Annotated in this window: 16 protein-coding genes; all 16 read right to left on the bottom strand. The window is 70.0% G+C overall.

Features of this window, described 5'->3' with window-relative positions; genetic code table 11:
* Positions 1-14 precede the first annotated feature (14 nt).
* On the bottom strand, positions 15-1,211 hold the full coding sequence (gene dxr, locus ABS78_RS08995) for a 1-deoxy-D-xylulose-5-phosphate reductoisomerase (protein ID WP_293377369.1): 1,197 nt from the start codon (positions 1,209-1,211) through the stop codon (positions 15-17).
* Positions 1,199-2,026: a phosphatidate cytidylyltransferase gene (locus ABS78_RS08990; protein ID WP_293377366.1), complete on the bottom strand. Its 828-nt coding sequence runs from the start codon at positions 2,024-2,026 to the stop codon at positions 1,199-1,201. Before ABS78_RS08990 ends, dxr begins: the two co-directional genes overlap by 13 nt.
* Positions 2,004-2,795, bottom strand: a complete 792-nt coding sequence (gene uppS / locus ABS78_RS08985) for a polyprenyl diphosphate synthase (protein ID WP_293377363.1) — start codon at positions 2,793-2,795, stop codon at positions 2,004-2,006. The genes ABS78_RS08990 and uppS overlap by 23 nt, the downstream gene beginning before the upstream one ends.
* Positions 2,796-2,822: 27 nt before the next feature.
* Positions 2,823-3,389: a ribosome recycling factor gene (frr, locus tag ABS78_RS08980; protein ID WP_293377360.1), complete on the bottom strand. Its 567-nt coding sequence runs from the start codon at positions 3,387-3,389 to the stop codon at positions 2,823-2,825.
* A 43-nt stretch (positions 3,390-3,432) separates the two neighbouring features.
* On the bottom strand, positions 3,433-4,152 hold the full coding sequence (gene pyrH, locus ABS78_RS08975) for a UMP kinase (RefSeq protein WP_293377357.1): 720 nt from the start codon (positions 4,150-4,152) through the stop codon (positions 3,433-3,435).
* A 188-nt stretch (positions 4,153-4,340) separates the two neighbouring features.
* Positions 4,341-5,285 (bottom strand): translation elongation factor Ts, encoded by a 945-nt coding sequence (tsf, locus tag ABS78_RS08970; protein ID WP_293377354.1) that lies wholly within the window; start codon positions 5,283-5,285, stop codon positions 4,341-4,343.
* Between the two features lie 104 nt (positions 5,286-5,389).
* Entirely contained in the window at positions 5,390-6,265 is an 876-nt protein-coding gene (rpsB, locus tag ABS78_RS08965) for a 30S ribosomal protein S2 (protein ID WP_293377351.1), read from the bottom strand.
* A gap of 182 nt (positions 6,266-6,447) precedes the next feature.
* A complete protein-coding gene (locus ABS78_RS08960; protein ID WP_293377348.1) occupies positions 6,448-6,744 on the bottom strand; it encodes a hypothetical protein in 297 nt (98 codons plus the stop codon).
* A 56-nt stretch (positions 6,745-6,800) separates the two neighbouring features.
* On the bottom strand, positions 6,801-10,256 hold the full coding sequence (gene dnaE / locus ABS78_RS08955) for a DNA polymerase III subunit alpha (RefSeq protein WP_293377796.1): 3,456 nt from the start codon (positions 10,254-10,256) through the stop codon (positions 6,801-6,803).
* Between the two features lie 11 nt (positions 10,257-10,267).
* On the bottom strand, positions 10,268-10,357 hold the full coding sequence (gene sidA / locus ABS78_RS08950; protein WP_111274753.1) for a cell division inhibitor SidA: 90 nt from the start codon (positions 10,355-10,357) through the stop codon (positions 10,268-10,270).
* 180 nt (positions 10,358-10,537) lie between these two features.
* Entirely contained in the window at positions 10,538-11,890 is a 1,353-nt protein-coding gene (locus ABS78_RS08945) for an amidohydrolase family protein (RefSeq protein WP_293377345.1), read from the bottom strand.
* 88 nt (positions 11,891-11,978) lie between these two features.
* On the bottom strand, positions 11,979-12,674 hold the full coding sequence (locus ABS78_RS08940; protein WP_293377342.1) for an ABC transporter ATP-binding protein: 696 nt from the start codon (positions 12,672-12,674) through the stop codon (positions 11,979-11,981).
* Complete coding sequence (locus ABS78_RS08935) at positions 12,667-13,902, bottom strand: lipoprotein-releasing ABC transporter permease subunit (RefSeq protein ID WP_293377793.1); 1,236 nt, start codon at positions 13,900-13,902, stop codon at positions 12,667-12,669. The genes ABS78_RS08940 and ABS78_RS08935 overlap by 8 nt, the downstream gene beginning before the upstream one ends.
* Before the next feature lie 71 nt (positions 13,903-13,973).
* Positions 13,974-15,290, bottom strand: a complete 1,317-nt coding sequence (gene proS, locus ABS78_RS08930; protein ID WP_293377339.1) for a proline--tRNA ligase — start codon at positions 15,288-15,290, stop codon at positions 13,974-13,976.
* A 96-nt stretch (positions 15,291-15,386) separates the two neighbouring features.
* Complete coding sequence (locus tag ABS78_RS08925; protein WP_293377336.1) at positions 15,387-15,647, bottom strand: DUF1467 family protein; 261 nt, start codon at positions 15,645-15,647, stop codon at positions 15,387-15,389.
* Positions 15,647-16,069: a methylmalonyl-CoA epimerase gene (gene mce / locus ABS78_RS08920; protein ID WP_293377333.1), complete on the bottom strand. Its 423-nt coding sequence runs from the start codon at positions 16,067-16,069 to the stop codon at positions 15,647-15,649. The genes ABS78_RS08925 and mce overlap by 1 nt, the downstream gene beginning before the upstream one ends.
* Positions 16,070-16,128 lie beyond the last annotated feature (59 nt).

Raw genomic sequence — 16,128 nt, 5'->3', positions numbered from 1 at the left:
GCGCGTCTACTCCATCAGGCGGCGCAGAGGCCGCTCACGACCGCGTCGGCGACCCGCCGGGCCGCCGCGTCGGTGCCGCGGGCGCGTTCGACGGCGTCCCCGTCACGGCTGGAAAGCTCCGAGGAACGATCCATACGCTCCAGCGTCTCGGCCACCACCCGTGGGATATCGAGGAAGCCGATACGCCGGTCAAGGAACGCCGCGACGGCGCGCTCGTTGGCCGCATTCATCGCAGCGGGGGCTTCGCCGCCCGTCACCAGGGCCTGTTTGGCGATGGCCAGGGCCGGAAACCGGCTGGAATCCGGATTCTGGAAGGTCAGCGGACCGGCCGTCACCAGGTCCAGCTTCGGCGCCGGCCAGGGCAGCCGGTCGGGCCAGGCGAAGGCGCATGCGATCGGCGGACGCATGTCGGGCGGTCCGAGCTGCGCCAGGGTGGAGCCGTCGGCGTATTCGACCAGGCTGTGGATGATCTGCTGGGGATGGACCAGGACTTCGATCCGATCGGGCGGCATGGAGAACAGGTAGGCGGCCTCGATCACCTCCAGGCCCTTGTTCATCATCGTCGCGGAATCGATCGAAATCTTGGCGCCCATCGAGAAGTTGGGATGCGCCAGGGCGCGTTCGGGCGTGGCGGCGGCCATTTCGTCCGGGGTCGCGTCGCGGAACGGCCCGCCCGACGAGGTGAGAATCAGGCGCGAGACCGAATCGGCGATCGCCGGGTCCAGCACCTGGAAGATGGCCGAGTGTTCGGAGTCCACCGGCACCACGGCGCCGCCCGCCAGTTTCGCCGTACGCAGCAGCGAGGGTCCGGCGCAGACCAGGCTCTCCTTGTTGGCCAGCGCGATCACCGCCCCGGCGCGCGCCGCCGCCAGGGTGGGCGCCAGCCCGGCGAACCCCACGATGGCCGACATCACCCACTGGGCGTCGGCCGCCGCGGCGTCGCTGACGGCGCGGGCGCCCGCCGCGGTCTCGATGCCCGAGCCCTTCAGCCGTTCGCGCAGTTCGGGCAGGCCGCTTTCGTCCTCCAGCACCGCAAGCGCCGGACGCCAGCGTAAAGCCTGTTCGGCCAGGCGGGCGACGTTGCGCCCGGCTGTCAGGGCCACGACGTCGACCTCGACCTGGGCCTGTTCGAAGAGATCCAGGGTCGAAACGCCGATCGAGCCCGTCGAACCCAGGACGCTGACCTTCCGCGGCAGGCTCAATGTCCCCATCCCCAATGGTTCGCCAGCCGGAGCGCCGCCATCACGACCACGGCGAACATCAGGCCGTCCACCCGGTCGAGCAGGCCGCCATGCCCGGGAATGAGGTCCCCGGAATCCTTGACCCCGAACCGCCGCTTCAGCGCCGATTCCCAGAGGTCTCCGGCCATGGTGGCGAGGCCCACCGCCAGCCCGATCCCCGCCGCCGCCCAGACGTTGAGTTCGAAGGCCGACTGCGTGGCCATCAGCGCGCCGACGCCCGTCGCCGCCGCCAGGCCGCCGACGAAGCCGGACCAGGTCTTGTTGGGTGAAAACCGCGGCCAGAGCTTGGGGCCCTTGAGCGCGCTGCCCACGGCGAAGGCGCCGATATCGGCCGCCCAGGTGGCCGCGAACAGCATCAGCGTCCACCAGTGGCCCTGGTTCGTGGAGCGAAGCCAGACCAGGCACAGCGCCGCGGGCGCGATGTAGAGCACGCCGTATGCGGCGTCCGCCGGCCGCTCGGCCACGCCACGGGCGATTACCGCCGCCCCGGCCGCCGTGACCAGGATCGCACCCCACGCCCAGATGAAGTCACCCCGGTAACCCACGAAAACAGCTATGAGAACGGCCGCGGCGACGGCGGCGGCGACGCGCGTCGGCGCGACCGGCGCGCTCATGCCGCCCCACTCGATGGCCAGCAGCGCCACGCCCACGGCGATCAGCACGAGATACGGCCAGCCGCCGAACCACGCCGCCGCGATCGCCGCCGGGACCAACACCACGGCCGACGCCACGCGCAGGCCGAGGTTGGACCAGTCGAACCGCTTAGCCGGCGGCGAGGACGTCATCGGCAACGATTGCGCCATAGCGCCGGTCCCGGGCTGCGAATTCGGCCAAAGCCGCCCTCAGGTGTTCTTCGCCATAGTCGGGCCAGAGTACGTCCTGGAACACGAACTCGGCGTAGGCCGCCTCCCACAGCAGGAAGTTCGACAGCCGCTGCTCGCCCGAAGGCCGCACGATGAGATCGGGCGGCGGCGCGCCGGACGACGACAGCAGGCCGGTGAAGCGCGCCTCGTCCAGGTCCGCCGGACTGGCCGTTCCCGCCGCCACCTGTTCGGCGAACCGTCGGGCGGCGTCGACGATATCGGCCTGGCCGCCATAGTTGAACGCGATGTTCAGATGGAACGAGTCGTTGCCCGCGGTCCGGGACTGGGCCTGGTCGAGCAGCCGGATCAGCTCCTTCGAGAGGCCTTCCCGACGCCCCAGCGCGCGCACCCGCACGCCTTCCCGCTCCAGCCGCGCGAGGTCGGTCTCGAAATAGCGCTTTGGCAGGGCCATCAGCTCGGCCACCTCGGCCGCCGGCCGGCTCCAGTTCTCGGTCGAAAAGCCGAAGACGGTGAGCCAGCCGATCCCCAGTTTCGGCGCCGCCGACACCGTGCGGCGCAACGCTTCGACGCCGGCGCGATGTCCCAGGGAGCGCGGCAGGCCCCGCTGCTTCGCCCAGCGTCCGTTCCCGTCCATCACGACCGCGACGTGCAGCGGCCGAACGCCCTCGCCTTCGCTCCCGGGCGGGTGGCCGGGGGTGTCCCCGAACGGCGGCGTATTGGCGGAGGCCATGAGGCGCGTGCGATCCTGTCCGGGAGATCAGACCTGCATGATCTCTTGTTCCTTGGTTTTCAAGGCTTCGTCCACGCGCTTGATGGCTTCGTCGGTGAACTTCTGCACCTCCGCCTCCATGCGTTTCTCTTCGTCCTGGCTGATGACGCCGTCCTTCTGGGCCTTGCGGCAGTCGTCGTTGGCGTCGCGTCGTACGTTGCGGATGGCGATGCGCTGCTGCTCGGCGTACTTGCCGGCGATCTTGGCGATCTCCTTGCGGCGCTCCTCGGTCAGGGGCGGGATCGGCAGGCGCAGGGTGGTGCCGTCCACGACCGGGTTCAGCCCCAGGTCCGAGGCCCGGATCGCCTTCTCCACCGAGACCACCAGGCCGCGGTCCCAGACGCTGACCGTGATCATGCGGGGTTCGGGCACGCTGATCGCGCCCACCTGGTTCAGGGGCGTGCTCGAGCCATAGGCCTCGACGTGGATCTGGTCGAGCAGGCTGGCCGAGGCGCGCCCCGTCCGAAGCGAGCCGAATTCCTCCTTAAGGGCGGCGACCGCCTTGTCCATGCGGTCCTTGTACTTCGACAGCACCGGCTTTTCGGTCGCAGCCATGTCGGCGTCTCCGTCTCTTTGTCGTTGTCCGGGAATACTCGGGTCAGGCGATGGTCGTGAAGACCCCTTCGCCCTTCAGGACCTTCAGAAGGTTGCCGCGTTCGCGGATGTTGAACACCACGATCGGGATCTGGTTGTCGCGCATCAGGCTGACGGCCGAGGCGTCCATCACCTTGAGGTTCCTGGCCAGCACGTCGGTATAGCTCAAGGTCTCGTAGCGCGTGGCCGTGGCGTCGGCCTTGGGGTCGGCGGTGTAGACCCCGTCCACGCTGGTGCCCTTGAACAGCGCCTCGGCGCCCATCTCGGCCGCGCGCAGGGCCGCGCCGGAATCGGTGGTGAAGAACGGCGCCCCGACGCCGGCGGCGAAGATCACCACCCGGCCCTTCTCGAGGTGGCGCAGGGCGCGCCGGCGGATGTACGGCTCGCAGACCGCGTCCATCGGGATAGCCGACTGCACGCGGGTGAAGACGCCCAGCTTCTCCAGCGCCGCCTGCAGCGCCAGAGCGTTCATCACGGTGGCCAGCATGCCCATGTAGTCGGCGCTGGCCCGCTCCATGCCCGCCTCGGCCAGGGCGGCGCCGCGGAAGATGTTGCCGCCGCCGACCACCACGGCCACCTGGATGCCCGCGCGGGTCACCTGGGCGATCTCGTCCGCCACGGCGCCCAGGGTCTCCGGATCGATGCCGAACTTGTCGCCGCCGACGCCCGCCTCCCCCGAGAGTTTCAGGAGGATGCGTTTGTAGCGCGGCTTGTCGGCGGGCATTCGGGAGAATCCTGGGCGCGTGTCGATGGGAACATACAGCGCCGCCGCCTCCAGCCGAAGAGGTTGCCATCACGGCGTCTGGAAGCAGCGCCACGGGCAGCGGGCCGCTGCCCCCGTCTCTCTGCGGGACGGGGGCCGGGCGCGGTGCGCCGAACGCGCCGCGCCCCGGCGATTTCAGGCGATGCGGCTCAGGCGCCGCCGGTCATCGAGGCCACTTCGGCCGCGAAGTCGGGGCCTTCCGGTCCCTTGTCGACGCCTTCACCCAGGGCGAAGCGCACGAAGCCCTTCAGCACGACCGGCGAACCGGTTTCCTTGGCGGTGTCGGCGACCAGCTGCTCGATGGTCTGGTCCGGGTTCATGACGAAGGGCTGCGCCAGAAGCACGACCTCTTCCTGCCACTTGCGGATCCGGCCTTCGACCATCTTCTCGGCGATTTCCTTCGGCTTTCCCGACTCGATCGCCATCTGGACCTGGATTTCGCGCTCCTTGGCGACGACAGCCGGATCCAGCTCGCTGGACGTCAGCGCCAGCGGCGGGGTCGGCGTGCCGGCCACGTGCAGCGCGATGCGGCGCGCGACTTCGCCCAGGGCGGCCTGGTCGCCGGCGCCTTCCAGGGCCACCAGAACGGCCAGCTTGGCCACGTCGTCGCCCTGCTTGTTGTGCAGGTAGAGCGACACGGCGCCTTGCGTCACCGACAGGCGGGCCGCACGACGCAGCTGCATGTTCTCGCCGATGGTGGCGATGAGGTTGGTGACCGCGTCCTGGACCACTTCGCCCTTCGCGGTCTTGGCCGCGCGGATCGCCTCGACGTCGCCGTCGACGCCCAGCGCCACGGTCGCGAATTCGCGGGCGGCCGACTGGAACGTGTCGTTCTTGGCCACGAAATCGGTTTCGGCGTTCAGCTCGACCAGCACGCCGGTCTTGCCGTCGTCCGAGATCTTGCCGGCCACCAGGCCTTCGGCCGCGGCGCGGTCGGCCTTCTTGGCCGCCTTGGCCAGGCCCTTCGTCCGCAGCCAGTCCATCGCGGCTTCGACGTCGCCGCCCGTTTCCTGCAGCGCCTTCTTGCAGTCCATCATGCCGGCGCCGGATTTTTCGCGCAGGTCCTTGACCAGCGCAGCGGTGATTTCCGCCATGGTCAGCTCCTTCAAGGTCTTTGAATCACGACAGACCCCCGTGTGAGGGTCCGTCGTCAGGGTTTTGTGACAGCCAGTGCTCCGACCAGGCGCCCGGAGGCGCCTCAGCCGGCCTGTTCTTCGCCCGCCGCATCGGCCGCGGGGGCTTCGGCGCCGGTCATCTCGGCTTCGAGGGCCGCAGCTTCCGGCGCGGTGACCTCGGGTTCGGCCGCCGGTTCCGGCGTCAGCTCACGGGCCAGCGTCGGCTCGATCGGCGCTTCCGAGGCGCCGAGGTCCACGCCCGCGGCCGACTGGCCGGCGGCCAGGCCGTCGAGCACCGCATCGGCGAGCAGGTCGCAGTAGAGCTGGATCGCACGGGCGGCGTCGTCGTTGCCGGGGATCGGATAGGTGATGCCGTCCGGGTTGCAGTTCGTGTCCAGGATGGCGATCACCGGAATGTTCAGCTTCCGGGCTTCCTGGATCGCGATCGATTCCTTGTTGGTGTCGATCACGAACATCAGGTCGGGGATGCCGCCCATGTCCTTGATGCCGCCCAGCGACAGCTCCAGCTTGTCACGCTCGCGGGTGAGTTGCAGCAGCTCCTTCTTGGAGCGACCCTGGCCTTCGCCGCCCACCACGCCGTCCAGCTCGCGCAGGCGGGTGATCGAGCCCGACACCGTGCGCCAGTTGGTGAGCGTGCCGCCCAGCCAGCGGTGGTTCACGTAGTACTGGGCGCAACGCTTCGCGGCCGTGGCGATCGGCTCGGACGCCTGGCGCTTGGTGCCCACGAACAGGATGCGGCCGCCGCCGGCGGCGACTTCGCGCACCTTCACCAGGGCCTGGTGCAGCAGCGGAATCGACTGCGACAGGTCGATGATGTGGATGTTGGACCGCGAGCCGAAGATGTACTTGTCCATCTTCGGGTTCCAGCGGTGCGTCTGGTGGCCGAAGTGGGCGCCGGCTTCCAGGAGCTGGCGCATGGAGAAATCAGGCAGAGCCATCGTCTGTATCGTCTCTTTCTTCCGGTTGGACCGCCGCGGGCAAACCCTCCGAAGAGGACCGGAACGGACCGGACGGGATGTCTCCCCGACCAGGACCGCACACCCGCGTGTGGATTGGAGCGGCGCATGTAGTGGGAAATGCGCCGGAAATCAAGACGAAGAGCCGACGCCCGTCCGGGCGGCTACCACGTCTTGCGCTTGGAATCCGGTCCGAAGAGGCTGGTCGTCGGCGCCTTGGGCTTTGGCGTGGCCTGATAGGGCGAACGACCCTGGGGCCGCTCATAGGTGGATACGCCCTTGTAGGGCTTGAACGCCGAAGCGGCCGGCGCCGTCCGCGCGGAAGGCGTCGGGGAGGCGGCCGGCTTGGCCACCGGCGCCCAGGACTGGCGTCCGCCGTAGGCGGCCTGCGCGAACGCCGGGGCGGCCATGGCCACGGTGAGCACGACCGTCAGCGTGGCCAGTATCGGCGTCGTTCGCATCCCTCGCCCTCCAAAGTTGTTGCGCCAAGGAAAGCACGCAAAGCGTCAACGCGCCACTACAGTTCCTCGACGAACACCACCCCCGGCGCGGTTTTCAGCGCCCCGCGCACCGCGCCGTCCAGCGGGAACCGGCCGGGCAGCCGCATCTCCACCTCGCGGCCGCCGCCGAGCTGGGCGGTCAGCACCACCTCCCCGCCCCGCCCGTTCGAGACGCCCAGGCGCTTCTTGATCGCCTCGATCTCGGCGCTGGCCGAGACGTGGACCCTGAGACCCGCGACCACGTTCTCCACCGCCTTCTCCACCGGCTCCACGTCGTCGCCGAAGAAGCGCACCTCGCCCTCGCTGGCCTTGGCGCGCACCTTCAGCACGACGGCCTTGCCCGGCTCCAGCAGGTCGCGGCACTTGCGCAGGGATTCCGGCGGGAACAGCACCTCGTACTCCCCGGTCGGGTCCGAGAACGTCACGAAGGCGAACTTCTCGCCCGAGCGCGACGGCCGCTCCTGCTTGCGGCGCACGACGCCGGCCATCCTGAGCGCCTCGGCCCCGGCCGCGGCGCGCGCGACCGCGTCCGTGAGCAGGTCGGTCCGCTTGCGCCGCAGCGCCTCGACCATGTCGTCCAGCGGGTGGCCCGAGAGGTAGAAGCCCACCGCCGCCAGCTCCTCGTCCAGGCGTTCGGTCGGCGTCCACGGCTCGGCCCGCGTCAGCCGCGGCCGGTGCCCCCCCGAGAGGTCCTCGCCGAACAGGCTCACCTTGCCCTCGGCGCGATCCGAGGCCAGCGCCTGGCCGTGACCGACCAGCGCTTCGGCCGAGGCCAGCAGCTCGGCGCGGTTGGGATGGATCGTGTCGAACGCGCCGGCCCGGGCCAGGGTCTCGAAGGTGCGCTTGTTCACCTGCTTGGGATCGACCCGCTCGACGAAGTCGAAGATGTCGCGGAACGGCCCGCCCTCGCGCCGCACCTCGGCCACATGCTGCATCGCCTGGAGGCCCACGTTGCGGATCGCGCCCAGGGCGTAGAGCACCTCGCCGTTCTCGACGTCGAAGTCGGCCATCGAGCGGTTCACGCACGGCGGGCGGATCTTCACCCCGAAGCGCTTGGCGTCCTGGTAGAAGACCGCAAGCTTGTCGGTGTTGGCGATGTCTAGGCTCATCGACGCGGCGAAGAACTCGACCGGATGGTTCGCCTTCAGCCAGCCCGTCTGGTAGCTCAGGAAGGCGTAGGCGGCCGCGTGCGACTTATTGAAGCCGTAGCCCGCGAACTTGTCGACCAGGTCGAAGATCGCGCCGGACTGGGTCGCCGGCACGCCCTTGGCCTCGGCCCCCGAGACGAAGCGCGCGCGCTGAAGCTCCATCTCCTCCTTCTTCTTCTTGCCCATGGCGCGGCGCAGGAGATCGGCCTCGCCCAGGCTGTAGCCCGCCAGGATCTGGGCGATCTGCATCACCTGCTCCTGGTAGACGATGATCCCGTAGGTCTCCTTCAGCACCCCCTCCAGCATGGGGTGCAGGTAGTCGATCTCCTTGCGGCCGAACTTGCAGTCCACGAAGGTCGGGATGTTGTCCATCGGGCCGGGACGATAGAGCGCGCCGATGGCGGTCACGTCCTCGATGGAGTTGGGGCGAAGCTGGCGCAGGGCGTCGCGCATGCCCTGCCCTTCGAACTGGAAGACCCCGATCGTCTGGGCGTTGCTCATCAGTTCGTAGGTCTTGTCGTCGTCCAGCGGCAACCGGGCCATGTCGACCAGCTCGCCGCGCTTCTCCAGGTACTTCACACCGCGGTCGATGACCGTCAGCGTCTTCAGGCCCAGGAAGTCGAACTTCACCAGGCCGGCGCTCTCCACCCACTTCATGTTGAACTGGGTGGCCGGCAGCTCGGACCGCGGGTCGCGGTAGAGCGGGGTCAGCTCGGTCAGCCGGCGGTCGCCGATCACCACGCCCGCCGCGTGGGTCGAGGCGTTGCGGTACAGCCCCTCCAGCTCCTGGGCGATGTCCAGCAGCCGCGCCACCGGCTCGTCGCGCTTCGCCTCCTCCTTCAGCCGCGGCTCGATCTCCAGGGCCTGGGCCAGCGTCACCGGGTTGGCCGGGTTGGCCGGCACCATCTTGGCCAGCCGGTCCACCTGGCCGAGGGGCAGTTGCAGCACCCGGCCCACGTCGCGCAGCACGGCGCGCGCCTGGAGCGTGCCGAAGGTGATGATCTGGGCCACCCGGTCGCGGCCGTACCGCTGCTGGACGTAGGCGATCACCTCCTCCCGCCGCTCCTGGCAGAAGTCGATGTCGAAGTCGGGCATCGAGACCCGCTCGGGGTTCAGGAAGCGCTCGAACAGCAGGCCGTACTGCAAGGGGTCGAGGTCGGTGATGGTCAGCGAATAGGCCACCAGCGACCCGGCGCCCGAGCCCCGGCCCGGCCCGACCGGGATCCCGCGCGCCTTCGCCCACTTGATGAAGTCGGCCACGATCAGGAAATAGCCGGGGAACCCCATCTGGGTGATCACTTGGATCTCGCGCTCCAGGCGGGCTTCGTACTCCTCCACCGGCCGCACGTTGGCGCGCCCGGCCGCCATCCGCGCCTTCAGCCCGTCACGGGCCTGGCGCGCCAGCTCGTCCGCCTCCGAGAGCCCGCCGTCGGTGAACTGCGGCAGCAGGGGGTCGCGCTTGTTGACCATGAAGGCGCAGCGCCGGGCGATATCCAGGGTGTTGTCGCAGGCCTCGGGCAGGTCGGCGAACAGGGCGCGCATCTCGGCCGCAGACTTGAAGCCGTGCTCGGCCGTGACCCGCCGCCGCTCGTCCTGGCCCACGAACGCGCCGTCGGCGATGCACAGCAGCACGTCGTGCGCGCCATGCGCCTGGGCGTTCCGGAAGTAGACGTCGTTGGTGGCGACCAGGGGCGCGTCCTCGTCGTAGGCGAAGGCCACCAGCCCCCCCTCGGCCGCCGCCTCGGCCGCCGCGCCGTGCCGTTGCAGCTCCACGTAGAAGCGGTCGCCGAACGCCCGCTTCATCTCCGCCAGCGCCGCCCGGCCCTCGTCCGTCTTCCCGGCCGCGAACAGATGGTCGACGGGTCCGTCCGGGCCGCCAGACAGCAGGATCAGCCCTTCGGACAGCGCCGCGACCTTCGCCCACGGCACATGCGGCTCGTCGCTGGCCTCGATCTCGAGATAGGCCAGAGACGAGAGCTCGCAGAGATTGAGATAGCCCTGCTCGGTCTGGGCCAGCAGGGTCACCGTGGGGATCTTGGCCCAGCGTTCGGGCGGCGCCTCGCCCACCCCGCGCACGGGCAGCGCGCAACCGATGATCGGCTGGACCCCCTCGCCCTTCGTCGCCACCGAGAATTCCAGGGCGCCGAACAGGTTGGCGCGGTCGGCGATGGCCACGGCGGGCATGCCGTCGGCCTTGGCCAGGGCGCCGATCTTGTCGGCCTTGATGGCGCCTTCCAGCAGGGAGTAGGCCGAGCGGACCCGAAGGTGGACGAACCCGTCGCCCGCGCCGCCGTCCCCAGGTTGCACGATCGCGGCCTCCCCCATGCGCATGGCGGTCAGCTCACCAGGCCGGCCACCGAACAGACCATCCAGACAAAGCTGGCGACCGACGCAAACGCCAGCGATTCCCGAGCCAGGCGAACCATCTTCCGCATCCTTCTGTGGGGCGCCTGTGGAGAACCTGTGGGCGCGTTCCGTTTTCGTTCCTTTTCACCTTTTGTTCCTGTCGTCAAGCCGATCAGCATGTGGGCGCGCCACAGCCCACGGGGGACAATCTCTTCGATCTTCCGGCTACGTCGGCCGCCAGCCCAAACCGGCGCGACGGGTCAGGGTCGCCCGGCCGGCGGGAACGGTTGGCGCTCGCCCGCCAGCTTGTGGACCACCCCTCGACGCATGACGAAGGTCGGCCGTTCCAGCTCGGTCACGTCGTCCAGCGGGCTCCGGGCCGTCGCGACGATGTCGGCGTCCTTGCCGGGCTCCAGCGACCCCAGCGTCTCGCTCCGGCCCAGCAGTTCGGCGGCGTCGGCGGTCGCCGCCTTGATCGCCTGGGCCGGCGTCATGCCCACCCCGACCATCAGGGCGAACTCCTTCGCGTTGTCGCCGTGGCTGGACACGCCGGTGTCGGTCCCGAACGCGATCTTCACCCCCGAGGCGATCGCGCGCCGATGGTTCTCCATCGCGGTCCTGGCGGCCACCTCGGCCTTCTCCAGGGTGTTGCGCGACCGCGCCCCGGCCCGCGCCTGGGCCAGCGCCGCCTGGGGCGCCAGCATGGTGGGCACGAACCACGCCCCGGTCTTGCGGAACAGGGCGTCGGTGCCGGCCGTGCCGAACGTGCCGTGCTCGATGGAATCCACGCCCGCCCGCAACGCCGCCTCGATCCCGTCGGTCCCGTGGGCGTGGGCGGCCACCTTGCGGCCGAACATGTGGGCGGTCTCGACCACCGCCTTCATCTCGTCGTCGTACATCTGCCGGCCCAGGCCGCCGGCCACGTTCGAGTTCACACCGCCGGTGGCCATGAACTTGATGACCTCGGCGCCCTGCGAGATCTGCGAACGCACCGCGCGGCGGCAGTCCTCGGGCCCGTTGCAGACTGTGGCCTGGCGCGCGTGGGCGACCGCCGTCAGGTCGCGGTTGAGGTTGTTGGAGCCGTCGCCGTGACCGCCTGTGACCGAGATCGCGCCGCCCGCCGCCACGATGGTCGGCCCCGGCAGCAGGCCTGCGGCGATGCCGTCGCGCAGGGCGGTGACGCTGCGCACGTCGCTGCCCAGGTCGCGCACGGTGGTGAACCCGGCCTCCAGCGTCCGCCGGGCGTTGTCGGCGCCCAGGATCACCACGTCCTCGATGTCGCGGGTCGGTCCCTCGATGCGGCCGCGCAGCTTGTCGTCGTCGCTGAAGATGTGGACGTGCATGTCGATCAGGCCCGGCAGGACGAACTGGTCCTTCAGGTCGATCAGCCGCGCGTCCAGTCCGCCGGCCCGGGCGGGATCGGCGTGGCCGTCGTGGAGCGCAACGATCCGGCCGTCCCGGATCACCAGGGTGGAGGGTCCCCGCGGCGCCTGGCCTGGCCGGTCCAGCAGGCCGCCGGCGTGGATCACCGTGGCGGGCGCCGTCTGGGCGGACGCCTGCGGCGCGGCGACGAGGCAGAGCGCGGCGAAGGCCGCGGCGACGGACAGGCGCATGACTGGAAGTCCCCCGATGACAGGCCTCCAGCCTATCGGCGCGGCCCTGGCTGTCCAGCCGGACGTGTGTCCGGCCAATCGGGCGGACTCAGCCGCCGGACGGCGTCCACGGCTCCAGGCGGCCGTCCCGCAGCGCCAGCACGCGATCCATGTGCCCGGCGAGTTCCAGGTTGTGGGTCGCCACCACGGCCGCCACGCCCTGGCTCCGCGCCAGCGCGTACAGGCTGTCGAACACCGTGCCCGAGGTCGTGGGGTCCAGGTTGCCCGTGGGCTCGTCGGCCAGCAGCAGCCGCGGCCGGTTCGCCAGCGCGCGCGCGATGGCCACCCGCTGCTGTTCCCCGCCCGAGAGTTGCGGCGGATGGTGATGGGTGCGCTCGCCCAGGCCCAGGCTGGTCAGCAGGTCCCGCGCCCTGTCGCTCGCCGCGCGGCGCCCGGCGCCGGCGATCATCATCGGCAGGGCCACGTTGTCGAGCGCCGAGAACTCGGGCAGCAGGTGGTGGAACTGGTAGACGAAGCCGATGGTCGCCAGCCGCACCCGGGTGCGCTCGCGCTCGTTCAGGTGGGTGCAGTCCCGGCCTTGAATCGCGATGCGGCCGCCGTCGGGATGCTCCAGCAGGCCGGCGGCGTGCAGCAGGCTGGACTTGCCAGACCCCGACGGCCCCACCAGCCCCACGATCTCGCCCGGCCGCACGTCCAGATCCGCGCCCGTCAGCACGGGCAGCGCTCCGGCCGCGGTGACATAGGTGCGCTCGAGGCCGCGGATGGACAGGACGGCGTCACTCATAGCGAAGCGCCTCCACCGGATCGAGGCGCGACGCCCGCCAGGCGGGAATGAGGCTCCAGAGGCACGCCATGCCCAGCGAAAAGACCGAGATTCCCGCCACCTCGACCGGATCGACCTTCGCGGGCAGCCGCGACAGGTAATAGACGTCCGAGGCGAACACCTGCGTGCCCGTGGCCCATTCCACGAAGCTCTGGATCGGTCCGATGTAGACCGAGAACAGCACACCCAGCGTCACGCCCGCGAGGGTGCCCAGGGCGCCGATCGTGGCGCCCGTCATGAAGAAGATGCGCAGCACCGACCCCTGCCCCGCCCCGATGGTGCGCAGTATGGCGATGTCGCGGGTCTTGTTCTTCACCAGCATCACCAGCCCTGAGATGATGTTGAGCGCGGCGATCACGATCAGCATGCCCAGGATCAGCCGCATGGCGACCCGCTCCACCGCCAGCGCGCCCCAGAACGCGGTGTCGCGCTGGGTCCAGTCGGTGACGATGGCCGCGGGGCCCGCCGCCCGCGCGATGTCGGCGCGCATCGCCGGAGCCCGATCGGGATCGACCACCTTCACCTCGATGGCGTCGGCGCTGTCCTCTCGTCCGAAGAACAGCTGGGCCTGCTCCAGGGGCATGTAGATGTAGGCTTGGTCGAACTGGCTCATGCCGACGCTGAAGGTCGCGGCCACCGTGTAGGGCTTCTGCAACGGCGTGCCGCCGAACGCCGTGGCGCCCCCGGCGGGAGAGATCAGGGTGACGGTGTCGCCGGGCATGACCCCCAGGGACTGCGCGAGGCGCTCGCCCACCACGATCAGGTCGCCGCCGTACTCGCCCTGGCCGAACCCGGTCAGCCGGCCCTGGACGATGTTGCCCGACACGAGCCGGGTCTTCGCCAGGTCCTGGGCGCCGATGCCGCGCACGAAGGCGCCGGTGATCTGGCTGGGACCGATGGCGATGGCCTGGGCCTCGATGACCGGCGCCGCCAGGGTGACGCCCGGAACCTTGGCGATGGCGGCGGCGGCCGCGTCGCGCCCCGGCCCGTCCAGCACGCCCCCGGTGACGAACACATGGCCCTGGAACCCCAGGATCCGGCCCAGCAGTTCGGCGCGGAACCCGTTCATCACCGACATGGTGGCGATCAGCACGCCCACGGCCAGCATGATGCCGATGAACGAGATGACCGAGATCAGGGCCACGCCGCCCTGCTGGCGCTTCGCCCGCAGGTAGCGCCACGCCAGCATCCGCTCCCAGAGCCCGAACGGCCGGGCCCGGCCCGCGAGGCCCTGCCCCGCGACGCCCTGGGCGGAAGCGGTCAACCCGTGATGGCCTTGATCGCCGCGTCGAGCGGCAGCGTCTGGCGCTCGCCCGTGCCGCGGCGCTTCAGCTCGACCACGCCCTCGGCCACGCCCTTGGGGCCGACGATGAGCTGCCAGGGGATGCCCACGAGGTCGGTGGCCGCGAACTTCGCCCCCGGCCGGTCGTCGCGGTCGTCGTAGAGCGGATCGATCCCCGCCTCGGACAGCGCCTTGTAGGCCGTCTCGCACGCGGCGTCGCAGCCCGCATCGCCGGCGCGCAGGTTCAGCACCGCGGCGCCGAAGGGCGCCACGCTGTCGGGCCAGATGATGCCGCCGTCGTCGTGGCTGGCCTCGATGATGGCGCCCACGAGCCGCGAGACGCCCACGCCGTACGACCCCATCTGGACGGCCACGTCCTTGCCGTCGGGGCCCGTCACCTTCGCGCCCATCGGCGCCGAATACTTCTCGCCGAAGTAGAAGATGTGACCCACCTCGATGCCGCGGGCCGTCATCCGCTTGTCCTCGGGCAGGGCGCCGTAGGCGGCCTCGTCGTGCATCTCGTCGGATGCGGCGTAGAGCGCCGTGCGCTTCTCCACGAGCGGCTGGAGATCGCCGTCCCAGTCGATGTCGGGGCCGGGCGCGCCCATCTCCACCAGATCGCGGTGGGCGAAGACCTGGCTCTCCCCGGTCTCGGCCAGGATGATGAATTCGTGGCTCAGGTCGCCGCCGATGGGGCCCGTGTCGGCCCGCACCGGAATCGCCTGCAGGCCCAGGCGCGAATAGATGTTGAGGTAGGCCAGGAACATCCGGTTGTAGGCGCGCCGCGCCGCCGCCTCGTCGATGTCGAAGCTGTAGGCGTCCTTCATCAGGAACTCGCGCCCGCGCATCACCCCGAACCGGGGCCGGCGCTCGTCGCGGAACTTCCATTGGATGTTGTAAAGATTCTTCGGCAAATCCTTGTAGGATTTGATGTAGCTCCGGAAGATGTCGGTCACGACCTCTTCCGCCGTGGGGCCGTACAGCAGGTCGCGCTCGTGGCGATCCTTGATGCGCAGCATCTCCTCGCCGTAGTCGTCGTACCGGCCGCTCTCCCGCCACAGGTCGGCGAGCTGCAGCGTGGGCATCAGGATCTCGACGGCGCCGGCGCGGTTCATCTCCTCGCGCACGATCTGCTCGATCTTCTTCAGGACCTTCAGGCCCAGCGGCAGCCACGCATAGATGCCCGCCGCCTCCTGGCGGATCAGGCCGGCGCGGAGCATGAGCTGGTGCGACACGATCTGGGCGTCGGCGGGCGCCTCGCGAAGCGTGGGCATGAAGTATCGCGAAAGGCGCATGGTGTTTCCGTCAGATCAGGCGAAGGCGCCCTGATAGCCTTGCCGCGCGAACGTTGGCAACGATGAGGCGACGGCGCCGGTTCCCGCCGCCCCGGCTCAGTGCGTCCGCGGCAGCGGCGGCAGCTTGATCAGGTCCAGCCACAGCACCACCCAGAGGATGGCGAAGATCACCGCCGCAATCCCCGTGGTGATCAGGAACTTCTGCTTCAGCTTGGGGTCCACCGGCGCGCCCGGATCCCCGCCGTCGCCCCTGTCGATCCCGGCCTCGGCATGCGACTGCACCCCGAACGGCAGCACGGCGAACAGCACCGTCCACCAGATCGTCAGGAAGACGGCGATGGAGGTGAACGGGCCCATCAGTGCGCCTCTTTCGGTGTTTCCATCAGCTCGACCAGCACGCCGCCCATGTTCTTGGGATGCACGAAGATCACCGGCGTCCCGTGGGCGCCGATCCGCGGCTTGCCGCCGTTCAGCACCGTGGCGCCCTTGGCCACCATGTCGTCGCGCGCCGCCTCGATGTCGGCCACTTCGAAGCAGATGTGATGCTGGCCGCCGGCCGGGTTCTTCTCGAGGAAGCCCTTCAGCGGCGAGGCGTCGCCGTGCGGTTCGATCAGTTCGATCTGGCTGTTCGGCAGGTCCACGAAGCAGACCCACACGCCCTGTTCGGGCAGGGCGAACTTCTCGCCGATCCTGGTGGCGCCCAGCACGTCGCGGTACAGCGCGACCGACTGTTCGATGGAGGGCGTGGCGACGCCCACGTGGTTCAGTTTCCCGATCATGCCCCGCCTATACGCCGCCTCGCGCGCCGGGGCGAGATCACCTTGCGGCACGAAACGCC

Origin of the sequence: Phenylobacterium sp. SCN 70-31, from assembly GCF_001724605.1 — a bacterium.
Classification (GTDB): Bacteria; Pseudomonadota; Alphaproteobacteria; order Caulobacterales; family Caulobacteraceae; genus Phenylobacterium.
The sequence above is the reverse complement of the archived record's forward strand: the minus strand, read 5'-3'. Positions and strand labels throughout refer to the sequence as shown.

Bases quoted from the DNA above. Each gene is read 5' to 3' on its own strand.
- tsf (WP_293377354.1), bottom strand. From the start codon at position 5,285: ATGGCGGAAATCACCGCTGCGCTGGTCAAGGACCTGCGCGAAAAATCC.
- mce (WP_293377333.1), bottom strand. From the start codon at position 16,069: ATGATCGGGAAACTGAACCACGTGGGCGTCGCCACGCCCTCCATCGAA.
- ABS78_RS08925 (WP_293377336.1), bottom strand. From the start codon at position 15,647: ATGGGCCCGTTCACCTCCATCGCCGTCTTCCTGACGATCTGGTGGACG.
- ABS78_RS08945 (WP_293377345.1), bottom strand. From the start codon at position 11,890: ATGCGCCTGTCCGTCGCCGCGGCCTTCGCCGCGCTCTGCCTCGTCGCC.
- dnaE (WP_293377796.1), bottom strand. From the start codon at position 10,256: ATGGGGGAGGCCGCGATCGTGCAACCTGGGGACGGCGGCGCGGGCGAC.
- rpsB (WP_293377351.1), bottom strand. From the start codon at position 6,265: ATGGCTCTGCCTGATTTCTCCATGCGCCAGCTCCTGGAAGCCGGCGCC.
- sidA (WP_111274753.1), bottom strand. From the start codon at position 10,357: ATGGTTCGCCTGGCTCGGGAATCGCTGGCGTTTGCGTCGGTCGCCAGC.
- dxr (WP_293377369.1), bottom strand. From the start codon at position 1,211: ATGGGGACATTGAGCCTGCCGCGGAAGGTCAGCGTCCTGGGTTCGACG.
- ABS78_RS08960 (WP_293377348.1), bottom strand. From the start codon at position 6,744: ATGCGAACGACGCCGATACTGGCCACGCTGACGGTCGTGCTCACCGTG.
- ABS78_RS08990 (WP_293377366.1), bottom strand. From the start codon at position 2,026: ATGACGTCCTCGCCGCCGGCTAAGCGGTTCGACTGGTCCAACCTCGGC.
- proS (WP_293377339.1), bottom strand. From the start codon at position 15,290: ATGCGCCTTTCGCGATACTTCATGCCCACGCTTCGCGAGGCGCCCGCC.
- ABS78_RS08940 (WP_293377342.1), bottom strand. From the start codon at position 12,674: ATGAGTGACGCCGTCCTGTCCATCCGCGGCCTCGAGCGCACCTATGTC.
- uppS (WP_293377363.1), bottom strand. From the start codon at position 2,795: ATGGCCTCCGCCAATACGCCGCCGTTCGGGGACACCCCCGGCCACCCG.
- frr (WP_293377360.1), bottom strand. From the start codon at position 3,389: ATGGCTGCGACCGAAAAGCCGGTGCTGTCGAAGTACAAGGACCGCATG.
- ABS78_RS08935 (WP_293377793.1), bottom strand. From the start codon at position 13,902: ATGCTGGCGTGGCGCTACCTGCGGGCGAAGCGCCAGCAGGGCGGCGTG.
- pyrH (WP_293377357.1), bottom strand. From the start codon at position 4,152: ATGCCCGCCGACAAGCCGCGCTACAAACGCATCCTCCTGAAACTCTCG.